Source organism: Pseudomonas sp. F8002 (genome assembly GCF_013385495.1).
In the GTDB taxonomy this organism is placed as follows: Bacteria; Pseudomonadota; Gammaproteobacteria; order Pseudomonadales; family Pseudomonadaceae; genus Aquipseudomonas.
In genome coordinates this window covers 418,896-435,561 of record NZ_JACAPW010000015.1, presented here as the reverse complement: position 1 = coordinate 435,561, position 16,666 = coordinate 418,896, and the positions used below count along the sequence as shown (strand labels likewise).

The 16,666-nt window shown below is 62.7% G+C and carries 16 protein-coding genes; 7 read left to right on the top strand and 9 right to left on the bottom strand.

What is annotated here, in order from left to right; genetic code table 11:
- Window positions 1-48: 48 nt before the first annotated feature.
- Together HX811_RS13700 and HX811_RS13695 are read right to left on the bottom strand one after the other, a co-directional pair.
- Entirely contained in the window at window positions 49-1,491 is a 1,443-nt protein-coding gene (locus HX811_RS13700) for an aldehyde dehydrogenase family protein (protein ID WP_177046224.1), read from the bottom strand.
- Window positions 1,488-3,113: a 5-guanidino-2-oxopentanoate decarboxylase gene (locus tag HX811_RS13695; protein ID WP_102604248.1), complete on the bottom strand. Its 1,626-nt coding sequence runs from the start codon at window positions 3,111-3,113 to the stop codon at window positions 1,488-1,490. The genes HX811_RS13700 and HX811_RS13695 overlap by 4 nt, the downstream gene beginning before the upstream one ends.
- A 111-nt stretch (window positions 3,114-3,224) precedes the next feature.
- Here HX811_RS13695 and HX811_RS13690 point away from each other — a divergent pair, with 111 nt between their 5' ends.
- Window positions 3,225-4,103: a LysR substrate-binding domain-containing protein gene (locus HX811_RS13690; RefSeq protein ID WP_177046222.1), complete on the top strand. Its 879-nt coding sequence runs from the start codon at window positions 3,225-3,227 to the stop codon at window positions 4,101-4,103.
- A gap of 118 nt (window positions 4,104-4,221) precedes the next feature.
- Here the strand turns inward: HX811_RS13690 and HX811_RS13685 are convergent, their stop codons facing one another.
- Complete coding sequence (locus tag HX811_RS13685) at window positions 4,222-4,836, bottom strand: NAD(P)-dependent oxidoreductase (RefSeq protein WP_177046220.1); 615 nt, start codon at window positions 4,834-4,836, stop codon at window positions 4,222-4,224.
- Between the two features lie 34 nt (window positions 4,837-4,870).
- Window positions 4,871-5,743: an MBL fold metallo-hydrolase gene (locus HX811_RS13680; protein ID WP_177046218.1), complete on the bottom strand. Its 873-nt coding sequence runs from the start codon at window positions 5,741-5,743 to the stop codon at window positions 4,871-4,873.
- A 104-nt stretch (window positions 5,744-5,847) separates the two neighbouring features.
- Between HX811_RS13680 and HX811_RS13675 the strand changes: the two genes are divergently transcribed.
- Together HX811_RS13675 and HX811_RS13670 are read left to right on the top strand one after the other, a co-directional pair.
- Window positions 5,848-6,753 (top strand): LysR family transcriptional regulator, encoded by a 906-nt coding sequence (locus HX811_RS13675; protein WP_003210653.1) that lies wholly within the window; start codon window positions 5,848-5,850, stop codon window positions 6,751-6,753.
- A 100-nt stretch (window positions 6,754-6,853) separates the two neighbouring features.
- Window positions 6,854-7,030, top strand: coding sequence for a hypothetical protein (locus HX811_RS13670; RefSeq protein WP_162835184.1), 177 nt, complete (start codon window positions 6,854-6,856; stop codon window positions 7,028-7,030).
- Here HX811_RS13670 and HX811_RS13665 read toward each other — a convergent pair.
- Window positions 7,014-7,910 (bottom strand): helix-turn-helix domain-containing protein, encoded by an 897-nt coding sequence (locus HX811_RS13665; protein ID WP_003210655.1) that lies wholly within the window; start codon window positions 7,908-7,910, stop codon window positions 7,014-7,016. The genes HX811_RS13670 and HX811_RS13665 overlap by 17 nt on opposite strands.
- A gap of 189 nt (window positions 7,911-8,099) precedes the next feature.
- On the opposite strand from HX811_RS13665, the gene pobA reads away from it, so the two are divergent.
- Window positions 8,100-9,284: a 4-hydroxybenzoate 3-monooxygenase gene (gene pobA / locus HX811_RS13660; protein WP_177046293.1), complete on the top strand. Its 1,185-nt coding sequence runs from the start codon at window positions 8,100-8,102 to the stop codon at window positions 9,282-9,284.
- 74 nt (window positions 9,285-9,358) lie between these two features.
- On the top strand, window positions 9,359-10,870 hold the full coding sequence (locus HX811_RS13655) for an MDR family MFS transporter (protein WP_177046216.1): 1,512 nt from the start codon (window positions 9,359-9,361) through the stop codon (window positions 10,868-10,870).
- A gap of 144 nt (window positions 10,871-11,014) precedes the next feature.
- Here HX811_RS13655 and HX811_RS13650 read toward each other — a convergent pair whose 3' ends face one another.
- From HX811_RS13650 to HX811_RS13640, 3 genes are read right to left on the bottom strand one after another with little or no spacing between them, the layout of a single operon-like run.
- Entirely contained in the window at window positions 11,015-11,854 is an 840-nt protein-coding gene (locus HX811_RS13650; RefSeq protein ID WP_032899696.1) for a cache domain-containing protein, read from the bottom strand.
- A 55-nt stretch (window positions 11,855-11,909) separates the two neighbouring features.
- Window positions 11,910-12,380 carry a cyanase gene (gene cynS / locus HX811_RS13645; protein ID WP_003210659.1) on the bottom strand — a complete coding sequence of 157 codons (471 nt, stop codon included), beginning with the start codon at window positions 12,378-12,380 and terminating at the stop codon, window positions 11,910-11,912.
- A gap of 29 nt (window positions 12,381-12,409) precedes the next feature.
- On the bottom strand, window positions 12,410-13,051 hold the full coding sequence (locus HX811_RS13640) for a carbonic anhydrase (RefSeq protein ID WP_177046214.1): 642 nt from the start codon (window positions 13,049-13,051) through the stop codon (window positions 12,410-12,412).
- Between the two features lie 112 nt (window positions 13,052-13,163).
- Between HX811_RS13640 and cynR the strand changes: the two genes are divergently transcribed.
- Entirely contained in the window at window positions 13,164-14,030 is an 867-nt protein-coding gene (gene cynR / locus HX811_RS13635; protein ID WP_177046212.1) for a transcriptional regulator CynR, read from the top strand.
- Here cynR and HX811_RS13630 read toward each other — a convergent pair.
- Window positions 14,005-14,781 carry a transporter substrate-binding domain-containing protein gene (locus HX811_RS13630; RefSeq protein ID WP_008437921.1) on the bottom strand — a complete coding sequence of 259 codons (777 nt, stop codon included), beginning with the start codon at window positions 14,779-14,781 and terminating at the stop codon, window positions 14,005-14,007. The two genes, cynR and HX811_RS13630, sit on opposite strands and share 26 nt — an antisense overlap.
- A 387-nt stretch (window positions 14,782-15,168) precedes the next feature.
- Here HX811_RS13630 and HX811_RS13625 point away from each other — a divergent pair, with 387 nt between their 5' ends.
- Window positions 15,169-16,542, top strand: coding sequence for a glutamine synthetase family protein (locus HX811_RS13625; protein ID WP_177046210.1), 1,374 nt, complete (start codon window positions 15,169-15,171; stop codon window positions 16,540-16,542).
- Window positions 16,543-16,666 lie beyond the last annotated feature (124 nt).

Below are 16,666 nucleotides of genomic sequence, written 5' to 3'. Positions count from 1 at the left end.
CGCAGGCAAGCCAGCTCCCACAGGGAACAGTGGTGCTCTTGAGTGTTTCTACACCGCCCGAATCACATGCTTGATCTCCTGAAACGCCTGCAACCCCCAAGGCCCCAGTTCGCGGCCAATACTGCTCTGCTTGTAACCACCCCACGCCGTTTGCGGGAAGATCACCTGCGGCGCGTTGATCCACACCAAACCCACCTGCAAAGCATTGGCCACTCGCTCAGCCGCTTCCACGTTGCTGCTCAGCACGCTCGCGACCAGGCCAAACTCACTGTCATTGGCCAGCGCCACCGCCTCGGCCTCATTGGCAAAACTGCGCACGCACAGCACCGGGCCGAAGATCTCCTCGTTCCACAACGCGCTGTCCAACGGCACTTCAGTGAAGACCGTCGGGCGAATGAAATACCCATGAGGCAAATCCGCCGGGCGCCCGCCGCCACACAGCAGCTTCGCGCCGGCTTGCAGGCCACGTTCGATATGCCCCAGCACCCGCTGGTACTGCGCACGGTTGACCAATGCACCCATTTCCACGTCACCGGCAAACGGGTCCGCCACGCGAATGCTCTCGGCCCTGGCCTGCAAGCGGGTGAGAAACTCGTCCGCCAGTTCGTCGGCCACCAACACCCGGCTGGTGGCGGAGCACATCTGCCCGGCGTTGAAGAAACCACCGCCGCAGGCCAGTTCCACGGCCAGGTCGAGGTCGGCGTCCGCCAGCACCAGCAACGCGGATTTGCCGCCCAGTTCCAGGCTCACACCCTTGACCGTTTCGGCGGCGCGCTGCATCACCTGCACGCCCACGGCATTGCTGCCGGTGAAGGAGATTTTCGCGATCCGTGGGTCAGCCGCCATCGGCGCGCCCACCGCCAGGCCTGTGCCGCAGACCAGGTTGAACACACCGGCAGGCAAGCCCACCGAGGCGATGATCCTGGCCAGTTCCAGCTCTGCCAGCGGCGTCACTTCCGAAGGCTTGAGCACCACGCAGCAACCGGCCGCCAGCGCCGGGGCGAGTTTCCAGGCGGTGGTCACCATCGGGAAATTCCACGGCACGATCAGGCCCACCACGCCGCAGGGTTCACGGCGTACGCGGGCGCTGAAGTCCTCGGTGGGCAGCGCCACCGGACGGTCCTGGGTGGCGTCCATTTCGTCGGCCAGGTTCGCGTAATAGGCAAAGGTGGCGATCACGTCATCCACATCGATGCCGGCTTCAAACAGCGGCTTGCCGTTGTTGCTCGATTGCAGTTGCATCAGGTGTTCACGCTCTGCGCTGACACCCTCGGCGATCTTGCGCAACAGCGCGGCGCGGTCGCGGCCGGTGCTTTTCGACCAGTCCGGGAAGGCCGCGCTGGCGGCGCCGATGGCCTCAGTCACCGCGCCTGCATCACCCACGCTCACTTGGGCCAGGGTGGCCTCGGTGGCCGGGTTGATCACGTCCAGCACGTCATGGCCGGCACGCCACGCGCCATTGATAAACAACCCATTCAATACCGCGCTCATACCGCCACCTCCTTCATCCAAAGGCCCTGGTCGATTTCAATCAGCGTCGGGCCCTGGCGATCAGTCGCGGCACGCAAGGCGCTGCGTAATTCCTCAACACCCTGGATGCGCTGGGCAGCAGCGCCGAGGGCCTTGGCCACTCCGATAAAGTCCGGGGTGTAGATGTCCACGCCCACCGGTTCGATGGCGCGGTTGACCATGTATTTCTTGATCTCCTCATAGCCCTGGTTATTCCACAGCAGCACGATCACCGGCGTGCGCGCTTCCACGGCGCTGGCCAGTTCCGGCAGGGTGAATTGCAGGCCGCCGTCGCCGATCAGGCACACCACCGGCGCACCGTTGCCGCGCCCCAGCCACGCACCGATGGCCGCCGGCAAGGCGTAGCCGAGGGTGCCGTAGCCGGTGGAGGAGTTGAACCAGCGGCGCGGCTGGTCGAGGTTCAGGGTCAGGTTGCCGGTGTACACCGGTTGCGTGGAGTCGCCCACCAGTACGGCGTCGGGCAGTTCGTCCAGGACGGTGTTGAGGAACAGGGTTTGCGCGCGGGTGGCGGCGTCCCAGGTGGGTTCCAGTTCGCTCCACAGGCGGGCGACGCGGTGGGCGCCCCAGTTGCTGTCCCGGGCGGCCAGGGGTTTGTTGCCCAGCTCGGCAAGCAGTGCCTGCGCAGCGATTTGCGCGTCGGCTACCAGCGCGACTTGCGGCGGGTAATTGCGCACGGTCTGGTCGGAGTCGATGTCGATGCGCAGCAGGGCGCCGGGAATGTCGAAGCCGCCGGCGAAGGTCACGTCGTAGTCGGTTTCCGCCAGCTCGGTGCCGATCGCCAGCACCACGTCTGCCTCGGCCACCAGGGCGCGGGTGGCGACCAGGGTTTGGGTCGAGCCGATCAGCAGCGGGTGGTTGGCGGCCAGCATGCCCTTGGCGTTGATGGTCAGCGCCACCGGCGCGCCGAGGGCTTCGGCCAGTTGCGTCAACTCGGGCGCTGCGTCGATGGCGCCACCACCGGCGAGAATCAGCGGGCGTTTTGCCGCCGCCAGCAACTGGCTCATCTGCTTGACCGCCGACGGCGCAGCGCCAGCGCGGGAAACGCTGACGGGTTCGCTGCCGAGCAACGCGTCGGCGTTTTCCACCAGCACGTCCAGCGGGATTTCGATGTGCACCGGGCGCGGTCGTCCGGCCTGGAACAGCGCAAATGCCCGGGCCAGTACACCGGGCAATTCGGCTGCCGACATCAAGGTATGGGAGAACGCCGCCACGCCCGCGATCATCGCGTTCTGGTTCGGCAGTTCGTGCAGCTTGCCGCGCCCGCCGCCCAGCTGGCTGCGGGACTGCACGCTGGAGATCACCAGCATCGGGATCGAGTCGGCGTAGGCCTGGCCCATGGCGGTGGTGATGTTGGTCATGCCGGGGCCGGTGATGATGAAGCACACGCCGGGCTTGCCGCTGGTGCGCGCATAGCCGTCGGCCATGAAGCCGGCGCCCTGTTCGTGGCGCGGGGTGACGTGGCGGATGCTCGAGCGCGCCAGGCCCCGGTAGAGTTCCACGGTGTGCACGCCGGGGATGCCAAACACCTGGTCCACGCCGTAGCCTTCCAGCAGGTTGACCAATACTTCGCCGCAGGTCGCCATTGTCGTCGCTCTTATTGTTGATAAAGGCCCGTATTGGAACGGCTGGCCCGTAGCGGCAACAATCGATAAAAAGTCATACTAGCCATGTCCTCACGTCATGGCTGCGCCCTTATGAAACGTCTTCCGCCGCTGCCGGCCCTGCACACCTTTTGGGTCACGGCCCAGTGCTGCAACTTCACCCGAGCCGCCGAGCAATTGCACATCACCCAAGGCGCGGTGAGCCGGCAGATCGCCGGGCTGGAAAGTCATCTGGGCTATGCGCTGTTCCAGCGCCAGGCCCGTGGCTTGAGCCTCACCGAAGAGGGCCGCGAATGGTCACTGCGGGCGCAGCAGGTGTTCGGCCTGATCGGCGAGGCGGTGGAGCAGATCGGCGCCCGCCGCGAGACCTTGCAGCTCAAGGCCTCCACCTGCGTGATGCGCTGGCTGTTGCCGCGCCTGATGCAGTGGCAGCAGGAACGCCCGGATGTGCCGGTGGAGTTGACCACCACCGTGGCCTACACCGTCGACTTTCGCCGCGAGCAGTTCGATGCCGCGGTGATCTACGCGCCGATTGCCGAGCAGTCGGCCCAGGCCCGGCATCTGTTCGATGAGCGCCTGACACCGGTGTGCGCACCGGCCTTGCTCGGTGGCTTGCACACGCCCGCCGATTTGCAGCAACAGGTGTTGTTGCACCCTACGCGGGATGAGCGCGATTGGGCGTTGTGGTTGAAAGCGGCGAATACACGCTTGAGCAATCTGGCCCAGGGGCATCATTTTGAAACCCTGGACCTGGCGATGACGGTGGCGTCCCAAGGCTCGGGCGTGGCAATTGGTGACAGCGCGCTGATTGGCGAGGATCTCAAGGCGGGGCGGTTGGCGACGCCGTTTGAACTACGGGTGCCGACGGGGATGGGGTATTACCTGGTGTACCCGCCGGGCACTCAGCCCTCGGCGGGGTTGGAGCAGCTTATGGACTGGCTGGTGAGCCAGGCACAGTCGCCGTCACAATGAAGATCAAAATGTGGGAGCGGGCTTGCTCGCGAAGGCGCCGGGTCAGCCAATACATCTGTTGACTGACACACCGCATTCGCGAGCAAGCCCGCTCCCACATTTTTAGTGCGCGTCAGCCTTAGTAGCCGACGGTAAACCGCTGGCGCGAATGCTTCGGTGTTTCCACTTCATCAATCAGCGCAATCGCAAAGTCGGCAAAGCTGATCCAGCTGCGGCCTTCACTGCTCACCAGCAATTCATCCTGGCCCAGGCGGAATGTGCCGGTGCGCGCGGTCTCGACGAACTCCGCCGAAGGCGACAGGAAGGTCCAGTCCAGGTCTTTTTCCTGGCGCAGGGTATCGAGGAAAACACTGCCGGCGCTGGCTTCGGCTTTGTATTCCTCGGGGAAGCCCGGGCTGTCGATCACCCGGCTGCCGCCCGGCAACAACAGCGAACCGGCACCGCCGACCACCAGCAGGCGCTTCACGCCGGCTTTTTTCACCGGGTTGATCACCGTTTCCGGCGGCAGGGTGGCGAAGTGCGCCGCACTGATCACCACGTCGTTGCCGCGGATGGCCTGTTCCAGCGCCTGGGCATCCAGCGCATCGACTTGCTTGGCGGTGACGCCAGGGCGCGCCCCGATCTTGTCGGTATTACGTGCGATGGCCGTGACGGTGTGCCCGCGACGCAGCGCTTCTTCCAGCAGTTGGCTACCGGCACGACCGGTGGCACCAATGATTGCGATCTTGCTCATGACGTTCTCCAGTACGGTTAAGGGTTGAATCGACTCACCACTGCATTTCGCCCTTGGCGACTTTGGCGCCCAGTTCCAGGGTGCTCTCGTCACCCAGGTTCGGGTAACGCTTTTGCATCGCCGCAATCAGGGCGGCGGAGTCCTTGGCCTTGGCGGTTTCTTCGTCAAAGGCCTTGATGTAGTCGGCGGTGAACGCCACGGATTTGAGCGACGGCGTGCCCAGGTAGTGACCCGGAATCACCGTGCGCGGTTTCAAGTCCTGGATACGTTGCAGGGTGGCCAGCCAATCGGTGTGGGACTTCGCGGTCTGCGTATCGGCCATCCACACATGAATGTTTTCCGCGACGACTACACCACCGACCACCGCCTTGATCGACGGGATCCACACAAAGGTGCGGTCCGGTTGTGCGCCGTCGAGGCCGATCACCTCCAACTGCTTGCCTTCGAGGGTCAGGCTGTGGCCCTCAAGCACCTGGGGAATGACGGCTTTGCCAGGCTTGTCCGCGCCCAGTTTCGGGCCCCAGAACGCCAGTTTGTGTTCAACGGTGGCCTTGATATGGTCCACCACCGGCTGCGGTGCCACGACTTTGGCCTGGGGGAAGGCGGCGGTCAGGGTATCGAGGCCGAAGTAGTAGTCCGGGTCGCCGTGGCTGATGTAGATGGTAGTCAGGCGCTTGCCGCTGGCGCGGATTTTTTGCACCAGTTGCTCGGCCTGGGTCTTGCCGAATTGGGCGTCCACCAGGATCGCATCTTTGTCGCCGCTGACCAGTACCGAGGTGACCGGCATCATCGCGGTTTCGCCCGGGTTGTAGGCGTCCAGGATCAGGTCGGCCGCCATGGCGTGCGCGGCGAAGGCCAGGGAGGCGGCGGCCAGGGCCACGCGCTTGAGCGGGGAGAATCCAAACATGTGCAGCTCCAGTCATCGGTAAGGTGTGGACAGAGCTTAGTTGCACCAAACGCTACAAAAAATGCGATGCTTGGACATAGTTTGTTTCTAAAAGCGGGCAAATCATGGATCGTCTTCAAGCAATGCGGGTGTTTGTCGCGGTGGTGGACCTGGGCAGCCAGTCGGCGGCAGCCGACCATCTGGACCTGTCGCGCCCGGTGGTGTCGCGCTACCTGGCGGAGCTGGAAGACTGGGTCGGCGCGCGCCTGATGCACCGCACCACCCGCAAGCTCAGCCTGACCGCCGCCGGCAGCGAAACCCTGCCCCGTTGCCGGCAGATGCTGGAGTTGTGCAGCGACATGCAGGCCGCCGTCAGCGAACCCGACGAAGCGCCTCGCGGCCTGCTGCGCCTGAGTGTCAGCACCTCGTTCGGCCAGGCACAGCTGGCCGATGCCATGGCCGAATACGTCAAGCGCTACCCGCTGGTCAACATCGATATGCAGATGCTTGATCGCACGGTGAACCTGGTGGATGAGCGCATCGACCTGGCGATCCGCACCAGCTTCGAACTGGACCCCAACCTGATCGCCCGCCGACTCACGCTGTGCCGCTCGGTGATCTGCGCATCGCCCGCTTACCTGCTGGAGCATCCGCAACCGCGGCAGGTACAGGACCTGGCCCGGCACAATTGCCTGACCCACTCCTACTTCGGCAAAAGCCTGTGGCACTTCATGGAAAACGGCGAGCCGGTGTCGGTGCCGGTGCAGGGCAATATCAGCGCCAACGAGGCCAGTACCTTATTGCGGGTGACGCTGGCGGGGGCAGGGGTGTCGCGGTTGCCGAGTTATCAGGCGGGCGACTACATCCGCAGTGGCGAGTTGATTCGCTTGTTGCCCGAGGCCGAGCCGCAGCAGATGAACATCTACGCGGTGTACGCCTCGCGCAAGCATATGCCGGCGGCGCTGCGCAGCCTGCTGGACTTCCTGGTATTGAGGTTTCCGGAAGAGCCGGTGTGGGACGTCGGTCTCTAAGCCGACATAAACAGGTTGAATGTCGCCCGATAATGGCGACTTGCCCCAGCTGACCTATGCTTATCAAAGCACCTTCTTGATCGGATCAGAGGTCAGCATCATGTCGATCAAAACAAGAAAGTACCTGATGATTTTCACCCTGTGCGCCGCCGCCACCGCGCTCTATGGCACTGCCGCCTACCGCGTCGAACAGACCCGCATGCAGCCGGGGTTCGCCTCCAGCTGCAATCACGGTCAATGCGTTGGCCACATGGCTGCCTTCAGTTCGCTTCGCTAGCGTCCTGGTCGGCTTTCAACTGCTCCCGAAACGCCTTCGGGGAGAACCCGACGCGTCGGCGAAACAGCCGTGAGAAGTTGGTCGGGTCGGAAAAGCCCAACACCTCCGACATTTCATTGATGGTCATGCTGGTGTAGGTCAGCAGGCGCTTGGCTTCCAGCAACTGGCGGTCGTGCATGATCTGCAACGCAGGCTGCCCGCCCAACTCCCGACACGTACCGTTCAGGTGTGAGACCGAGATCCCGAGCTTGTGGGCCAGGTCTTCGATTTTTGGGTGCTCGCGATAATGTTGCTCTACCAGCTGGGTGAACCGGCGGAAGTATTCGCGGCCCCGCGGTGCCCGTGGATGCCGGCGCTGGATGGCCTGGCGGCTGATCCACACCAGCAGTACGCTGACCAGGGCGTGCATCATCATGTCCCGCGCCGGTTGGTCGCTGGCGTATTCCTCCTGCAGGCGCGCAAACAGGCTGTTGAGGTAGTCACTGTCGTTACCGGCAGGGTAGCTGCCCAAGGCGTTCAGGCCATCCAGCGCGGCCCCCAGTTGCCCCTGCAAATGCGCCATCAGCGGCGCGGCCAGGGTGACCACAAACCCCTCGACGTCTTCGGAAAAGCGAAAGCCATGCACGCATAACGGCGGCAGCACCTGCAGCGTCGATTCATTCAGGGTGCTGCGCTGCCCCTCGATCTCCAGTTGTGCCTGGCCTTTGTGCACGTAAAGCAACTGGCACAGGTCCGCATGCCGGTGGGGCTGGATTTCCCACTGGTACTCACGGCTGCGCCGGGAGATGGTTTCACAGTGCAACAAATCCGGGGTCGGCCATTGCTGGCTCTCACCGTAGAGTTTGAACACTGGAATCGCGGCACTGGCAGTTTTGGTCATGGCTTCATCCGATACTTCGGGAGAGTTGTGCGGTAATCGCCCCAATTGGCGAAAAGCGCAGCTTTGGGCTCAGTTTTCACCTTCTTATGCCGGGCACTCAAGTGAAAAATGCCAGCAACACCTTCAATGACAACTCTTTCACCGGATACGTTCGGATGAAGCTTGCGGGCCATAAAAATAATGAAAACGCTGAAAACCCAAGTCGCCATCATCGGCGCCGGTCCCTCGGGGCTGCTGCTCGGTCAACTGTTGCACAACGCCGGGATCGAAACCCTGATTCTTGAGCGCCAGACGCCGGATTACGTGCAAGGGCGCATCCGTGCCGGGGTGCTGGAACAAGGCATGGTCGACCTGCTGCGCCAGGCCGGCGTGAGTGCGCGGATGGATGCCGAAGGCCTGGTGCATGAGGGCTTTGAGCTGGCGCTGAATGGGCAACTGACCCATATCGACCTCAAGACGCTGACCGGCGGCAAGACGGTGATGATCTACGGGCAAACCGAAGTCACCCGCGACCTGATGGCCGCGCGCCAGGCCAGCGGCGCGACAACGTTGTATGAAGCCGGCAACGTGCAGCCCCATGATCTGAAGAGCCCGGAGCCGTGGCTGAGCTTCGAACATAAAGGCGAGCAGTACCGGCTGGACTGCGACTACATCGCTGGCTGCGATGGTTTTCACGGTGTGGCGCGCCAGTCGATTCCCACCGAGGCATTGAAAGTCTTTGAACGGGTCTATCCGTTTGGCTGGCTGGGCATCCTCGCCGACACCCCGCCGATCCACGATGAACTGGTGTACGCCAAGCACGAACGCGGTTTTGCCCTGTGCAGCATGCGTTCACCGACCCGCAGCCGTTATTACCTGCAGGTGCCGGCGGATGAGTCGGTGGACGACTGGTCCGATGCACGCTTTTGGGATGAACTGAAAACCCGCTTGCCCAGCTCACTCACCGAACAACTGGTGACCGGCCCGTCCATCGAAAAGAGCATCGCGCCACTGCGCAGTTTTGTGGTGGAGCCGATGCAGTACGGCCGCCTGTTCCTGCTGGGCGACGCCGCCCACATCGTGCCGCCCACCGGCGCCAAGGGCCTGAACTTGGCGGCCAGCGATGTCAGCACCTTGTTCAATATCCTGCTCAAGGTGTACCGCGAGGGCCGAGTGGAATTGCTGGAGAAGTACTCGCAGATTTGCCTGCGGCGGATCTGGAAGGCCGAACGGTTTTCCTGGTGGATGACCTCGATGTTGCATCAGTTTCCTGAGGCAGACGGCTTCAGCCAGCGCATTGCACAGAGCGAATTGGAGTATTTCGTGGACTCAGAGGCGGGGCGTAAAACCATTGCAGAAAATTACGTCGGACTTCCTTACGAGGCTATCGAATAGTCAGCTATCTAGTACACTGACGAGCATTCCCGTGGGCCTCCTTTTCCCGCGGGCCCTTGCTCGCAGGTTCTGCCGTGACCAACCTCAATCAGCCCGCCACACCCGCCGTGCGCAGTGTCCTTGTCGCCTTGATGATGGCGATCTTTCTCGGGGCCCTGGACCAGACCATCGTCGCCGTTTCCATGCCGGCGATTTCCGCGCAGTTCCATGATGTAAACCTGCTGGCCTGGGTGATCTCCGGCTACATGGTGGCGATGACCGTGGCGGTGCCGATCTACGGCAAGCTCGGCGACCTGTACGGGCGCCGGCCGATGATGCTGATCGGCATGGGCCTGTTCACCCTTGCTTCGCTGTTCTGCGGCATGGCCCAGAGCATGGAGCAGTTGGTGCTGGCGCGGATCCTCCAGGGCATCGGTGCCGGCGGGATGATTTCGGTCAGCCAGGCGATTATCGGCGACATCATTCCGCCCCGTGAGCGCGGGCGCTACCAGGGTTTCTTCAGCAGCATGTACGCGGTGGCGAGCGTGGCCGGCCCGGTGTTGGGCGGCTACATGACCGAGTACCTGTCGTGGCGCTGGGTGTTCCTGATCAACCTGCCGCTGGGCGCGGGCGCCTGGTGGGTGGCCCATCGCACGCTGGTGGGGCTGCCGGTGCCGCAACGCAAGCCGGTGATCGACTACCTCGGCACTTTGCTGATGATCGTCGGTTTGACGGCGCTGTTACTGGGTATCACCGAAATCGGCCAGGGCCATCATTGGCGCGACGATGAAGTGCTGGGGCTGTTGCTCTGTGCCGTGGTGGCGTTGACGGTATTTGTGTGGCACGAGCGTCGGGCGCGGGAGCCCTTGTTGCCGATGCACCTGTTTGCCAACCGCAGCGCGGTGTTGTGCTGGTGCACGATTTTCTTTACCAGTTTCCAGGCGATTTCCCTGACGGTGCTGATGCCGCTGCGCTACCAGACCGTCACCGGTTCCGGTGCCGACAGTGCCGCCTTGCATTTGCTGCCGCTGGCGATGGGTTTGCCGATGGGGGCGTATTTTGCCGGGCGCATGACCTCGGTGACCGGGCGTTATAAACCGATGATCCTGATTGGCGCCTTCCTGAGCCCGATCGCGATTTTCGGCATGGCGTTGAGTGCGCCTCAGGCGGTGGCGGTCACCAGTCTGTTTATGTTGTTGTGCGGGATTGCCGCCGGGATGCAGTTTCCGACTTCCCTGGTGGGTACGCAGAACTCGGTGGAGCAGCGGGATATCGGGGTGGCTACCAGCACCACCAACCTGTTCCGTTCCCTGGGTGGTGCAGTTGGAGTGGCATGCATGTCGGCGCTGTTGCTGGCGTTGTTGCAGGACTCCAGTTTTGCGCACCTGGCCAGTGGGGCGCTGGTCGCGGAAGGGAGTTCGGGGAATGTGCTGCTGGATGGCTTGAATGCGGCGCCTGGGCCGGCGCAGGATGCCTTGCGGGGGGAGTTGTTGATTACCTTCAGGCATTTGCTGATGGTCAGTGCCGGGGTGTCGTTGTTGGGGTTGGCGGCGGCGATTGCCATGCCTAATCGCGTGTTGCGGGGTCGGGAAGACAAGGCCAAATAGTTGGAACAATGAAGATTAAATGTGGGAGCGGGCTTGCTCGCGAATGCGGTCTGTCAGCTGATAAATAGGTTGGCTGATACACCGCATTCGCGAGCAAGCCCGCTCCCACATTCGATTGCGTTCCAGCATTTAAATAGCTGACCTTCACGGGCTGTAATACCCCACAGCCACCATGAAATGTCCGGTTTTGCGCAAATACGCATGCTTGTTCTCAACCTTTCCGGTCACCGGATTTTTCCAGCGGTACTTGTATTCCCCCTGATCCTGCTCGGCCATGACCGCCAGGATCGGCTCACCCACCGGCTTCCCGTCGGGATCCTTGATCTTGCTGAAATCCGTATTCACCAACCGCGGAGTCGTGCCATGGGCCACGTAGCGCTGGGTGTCGAGGTCAACCACAAACACATACAAATCGTCCTGTAGAAAACCACCCTGCATGGCGTTGATCGCCTTGAGCGTCCCGGCCGGGTCTTTCTCCAGCGCCTTGACGGCTTTGTTTCGCAGCGCTCTGGCATGTTCCGGCGTCGCCCGCGGCAGGTAGTAGCCAACGGCCAAAATCCGCTGCCCGACGCGCTGGTAATACACATGCTTGCGTTCCACCTTGCCGTCATTCCAGTTCTGCCACCGGTAATCGGCCTGCTGGATGCCACTGCCCTCAGGCACCGCCAACGCCTCCTTGAACGACTTGTTCAGATCCGGCCCCAGTACCTCGGAAACATTGCGTCCGATCAACGCAGAAGAGGGCCCGCCACTCGCCAGCAGCACGCCCTTGGTATTGACCACGAACACATAACGGTCCTGATCGACGAATTCACCCTGGCGGCTGAACGCCGCAAAAGCCTTGTCACCATTCGTCTGGTAATACGCCAAGGCCTTTTCCAGCAAGGCCTTGGCGGCTTGGGCATCCGCCTCCTCAGCGGTGGCGGCGTGCACCTGGCCAACACATAACAGCAGCAGCCAGGTGGCTCGGAGCATTGCCTTCATTACCCGTCCCTCGTTCTTGTTGGTGTGCCAAGAGCGTAGACGGTTTGCCGGCAAATCAGAACGGTTTGGTCGGCAGGTATTTGCCATCCAGGGTGATCACCGCGCGGGAGCCGCCGTCCGGGTCTTCGACCTTCTTGATGTCCAGCTTGAAGTTGATCGCGCTGATGATGCCGTCGCCAAATTGTTCGTGCACCAGGGCCTTGAGGGTCGAACCGTAGACCTGCAGCATTTCATAGAAACGGTACATGGTCGGGTCCGTCGGCACGCCGCCCGGGAAGCTGCCGCGCAGGGGCACGGTTTGCAGCAGGCGGCTGGCGTCCTGGTCGAGGCCAAGCTTGTCGCAGACCACATCGGCAGCGTCCTTGGGCAGCGGATGCTGGCCGAGCAGGGCTGCGGTGACGAACGCCAGGCTCAGGCCGGTGCCGTCGGTGAGGTCCTGCCATGACAGGTTCTTGCGCGCCTTGATGTCGATGACGGTGTCGGCCAGGGCCAGGCGTGGGGATTGGGCGAATTGGGATTGCAACATGGTGATGTCCTCTTGGGTTTGAATAAGGTTCAGGCGGCGTGGGCACGGGTGGCCGGGTGGTCGAGCAGCGACACGAAGCGCCCGCTGCGGCCATCCAGGGCGTCGATGGCGCCGCTTTCGATGTCGTAGACCCAGCCGTGCAGGCTCAGCCGGCCTTGTTCCAGCGCCAGGGCCACGGAAGGGTGGGTCTTGAGGTTGGCCAGTTGGGCGACCACGTTTTCCCGTACCAGCGAGTTCAGCCGGTCGGCATCCGATGCGTGAGCGCGGGCGGCATTGATCACCTTGGCCGACTCGGCGTGGCGCAGCCAGTTGGCCACGGCGGGTAAGTGGTCGAGGCATTTGCAGGTGGAGATCGCGGTCATGGCACCGCAGTCGGAGTGGCCGCAGATCACGATGTCGCTGACGCCGAGAACGGCCACTGCGTATTCGACGGTGGCCGACACGCCGCCAGGCTCCGGCCCGTAGGACGGGACGATGTTGCCGGCGTTACGGATCACAAACAGGTCTCCGGGTTCCTGCTGGGTCAGCAGTTCCGGGACTACGCGGCTGTCGGAACAAGACACGAACAACGTGCCGGGGTTTTGCGTGGTAGCCAGGTGTTTGAACAGGTCGCTGCGTTGGGTGAAGGCTTCACCCTGGAACTTGCGAAAGCCGTCGATGAGATCTTGCATGGTGGTTCTCCTTGCGTCGCTGATGGGGCAAGGATGGAAGTTTTCAGCTATAGCGTCCAAGACCGGCTTATTATGGTTTCTATAAGTCATGCCTATAGTTGGAGCGCCTTCCATGTTGCTGCGTCATATCCGCTACCTGCTGGCCGTTGCCGAGCACCGTAATTTCACCCGGGCGGCGGAGGCGCTGCATGTGTCGCAGCCGACCTTGTCGCAGCAGATCCGGCAACTGGAAGACACTCTCGGTGCGCCACTGCTGGACCGTTCCGGCAGAAGCGTCAGCCTGACCGATGCAGGCGAGGCCTATGTGTGGTTTGCGCGCCTGGCCTTGCAGGATCTGCAGGCCGGCACCCGCGCCATGCATGACGTGCAGGACCTGAGCCGTGGCAGCTTGCGCCTGGCGATGACGCCGACATTTACCGCCTACCTGATCGGGCCGCTGCTGGCGCGATTTAACGGGCTGTATCCGGGGATTACAGTGAGTGTCGAGGAGCTGACCCAGGACCGCATGGAGGCGGCACTGACGGAGGATTTGCTGGATATCGGCATCGGTTTTACCGGCGAGCATTTGCCGGATATCGAGTGTGAAGGGGTGTTTGTCGAGGCGTTGAGCGTAGTGGTGAGCGCCGGTCATCCCGGCATTGATCGACAGTCGTGGCTCCAGCAGCCGTTGGTGCTGCTGAATGCCGGCTTCGCCACGCGTCGCTATATCGATGAGTATTTTCGCAGCCAGGCGGTGAAACCGCTGATCACCATGGAGGCCAATTCCATCAGCGCGATTATCGAAATCGTACGAAATACGCAGTTGGCGACCATCCTGCCCAGCGCGATTGCCCAGGTGCAGCCGGGGTTGCAGGCGGTGCCGCTAAGCCCGCCGTTGCCGCAACGCACGGCGGCGTTGCTCAGCCGCAAGGGAGGCTATCGCAGTGCGGCGTGCAGGGCGTTTGTCGAGCTGGTCAGGGCGCAGCCAGCCACTGATTGATGATGCCGTCATACACGCCGGTCACCGTGCTCAAGTGCAGCCACTGGTCCACATAACTCTTCCATGCGACATCATCGCGGGGCAGCAGGAACGCTTTCTCGCTGTACTGCATGTACCGCTCGGGATTCACCGCGCACAGTCCCGGCTTGAGCTTCTGCTGATACCGCGCCTCGCTGGCGTCGGTGATCATCACGTCCGCCTTGTTCGCCAGCAGTTCCTCGAAAATCGTCACGTTATCCGGGAACAGCGTCAGTTGTGCCTTGCCCAAATGCGCCCGCGCAAATACTTCATTGGTGCCGCCCGCAGGCTCGATCACCCGTACCTGCGGCTGGTTGATCTGCTCCACCGTCTGATAGCGCTGCACATCGGCGCAACGCACCAGCGGGATCTTGCCGTCGACGCCCAATGGTTGGCTGAAAAACGCCTTTTTCTGCCGCTCCAGGGACACTGAAATACCACCTACCGCAATATCACAGCGCTGGGCCAGGAAGTCCGGCATCAGGGTTTTCCAGGTGGTCGGCACCCACTTCACCTGCACCCCAAGGCTCTTGGCCAGGGACTGGGCCATCGAAATGTCGATGCCTTCGTAGCTGCCGTCCGGGCGTAAATAGCTGTAGGGCTTGTAGTCGCCGGTGGTACAGACGCTCATTTCGCCGCGCTGGAGCACTTCATCCAGGCGCGACGCAGGGCTGTCGGCCAGGGCCTGGGCAGACAGGCCGGCCAGCAGGGAAAGGGTCAGCAATGCTTTCATGCGGTCGGGTCCTTGGGCATGGGCAGGGCCGCCATTATTTGCAAATGTTTAGCCACGGCACAACCAAACTCCATCAAGACTGGATTTAACGGCTTAACCTCGCGTGTGAGGCTGCCCGGCATCTCTTTACTGTGAATCCCGCATGGACGGTTCCCCCGACACACACCCTGAGACATCGCCAGGCGCCACCGCGTCCAGCCGTCCGGATGGTCGTCGAGTCACCGCTGATGCCCTCCCTTCCGAACTCGCCTTCTGGGCGCTCTGGCACTGCCGCCACGCACGCCCACCGGACACCTTTCTCCGACGTTGATTTGCCCGAATGGATGCCCCGCGCATCTGCCCGGCAGCGCCCGCGCGCCTGCCTGACGCGAACGTATGAGAATGCCCATGAGCACGCCCTTTGCCACCCTGCACGAAGCCCAGTCCTTTCTTGAGCAGAACCCGGATATCGAGATGTTCGAGCTGTTCATCCTCGACAACAACGGTGTGCCTCGCGGCAAACTGTTGCACCGCGATGAACTGCTGGCGGTCTATGAAAGTGGCCGGCCGCTGCCGAGTACCATCCTCGGCCTGACCATCAATGGCGACGACGTGGAGAACTCCGGGCTGGTCTGGGAAGTCGGTGATATCGACTGCCGCGCTTACCCGGTCAGCGGCAGTTTGCAGCGCATGCCGTGGCGCCTGATCCCGACGGCAGCAGTGCAAGTCAGCATGCACCCCACCGAAGGCATGCCCGCTACCGTGGCCGATCCCCGGCACCTGCTGGCCAGGGTGATTGACGACCTCAAGGCCGACGGCTATTACCCGGTGATGGCGGCGGAGCTGGAGTTCTATTTGCTCGACCAGAAACCCGACAGCAACGGCCGCCCGCAACCGGCGCGGGATGTCGACGGCGGGCGCCCGCGCTCGACCCAGGTCTACGGCCTGCGGGAGCTGGAGCAGATCGAACCGTTCCTCGCCGACCTCTACAGCGCCTGCAAACTCCAGGGTATCCCGGCGCGCACGGCGATTTCCGAATACGCCCCGGGCCAGGTGGAAATCACCCTGGAGCATCGCAGCGATGCCCTGCAAGCCATGGACGAGGCGGTGCGTTACAAGCGCCTGGTCAAGGGCGTAGCCCACAAGCACGGGATGACCGCGTGTTTCATGGCCAAGCCGTTCGACGATCTGGCCGGCACCGGCATGCACATGCACGTCAGCCTGGCGGACCGCGACGGCAATAACCTGTTTGCCAGCGAAGCGCCCGACGGCACGCCGCTGTTGCGCCACGCGGTGGGCGGCATGCTCAGCACCTTGCTCGACTCGTTGCTGATGTTCTGCCCGAACGCCAACTCCTATCGACGCTTCCAGACCAACAGCTACGCGCCGCTGGCCGCGACCTGGGGCGTGGACAACCGCACCGTCACACTGCGGGTGCCCGGCGGGCCGGCGTTTTCCCGGCATATCGAACACCGTATCTGCGGCGCCGACGCCAACCCGTACCTCGCGGCGGCCGCGATTCTGGCCGGTATCCACCGGGGCATCTGCGAACAGCGCGACCCCGGCGCGCCGGTGGAGGGCAACGGTTATGCCCAGGCCAAGGAGTTGCTGCCCACCGATTGGCTGACCACCTTGCGTGCGCTTGAAGGCTCGGTTTGGGCGCGGGAGGCGTTCGGCGGCGAATTCCTCGGCGTGTACCTGGCGGTCAAGCGGGCCGAATACCGTCAGTTCATGGGCGAGGTGGGCGAGCAGGATTGGCGCTGGTATCTGCACCAGGCCTGAAGATGAAGGCGTTGATCACAGACAGTTAACAGACAGGCAGCGGGCTGGATACTGGTTCTGCATTAACGGCGAACAATCCTTCGACCTTTTTTTCACGAGACGGTGGTTAAGCTACGAATGTCTG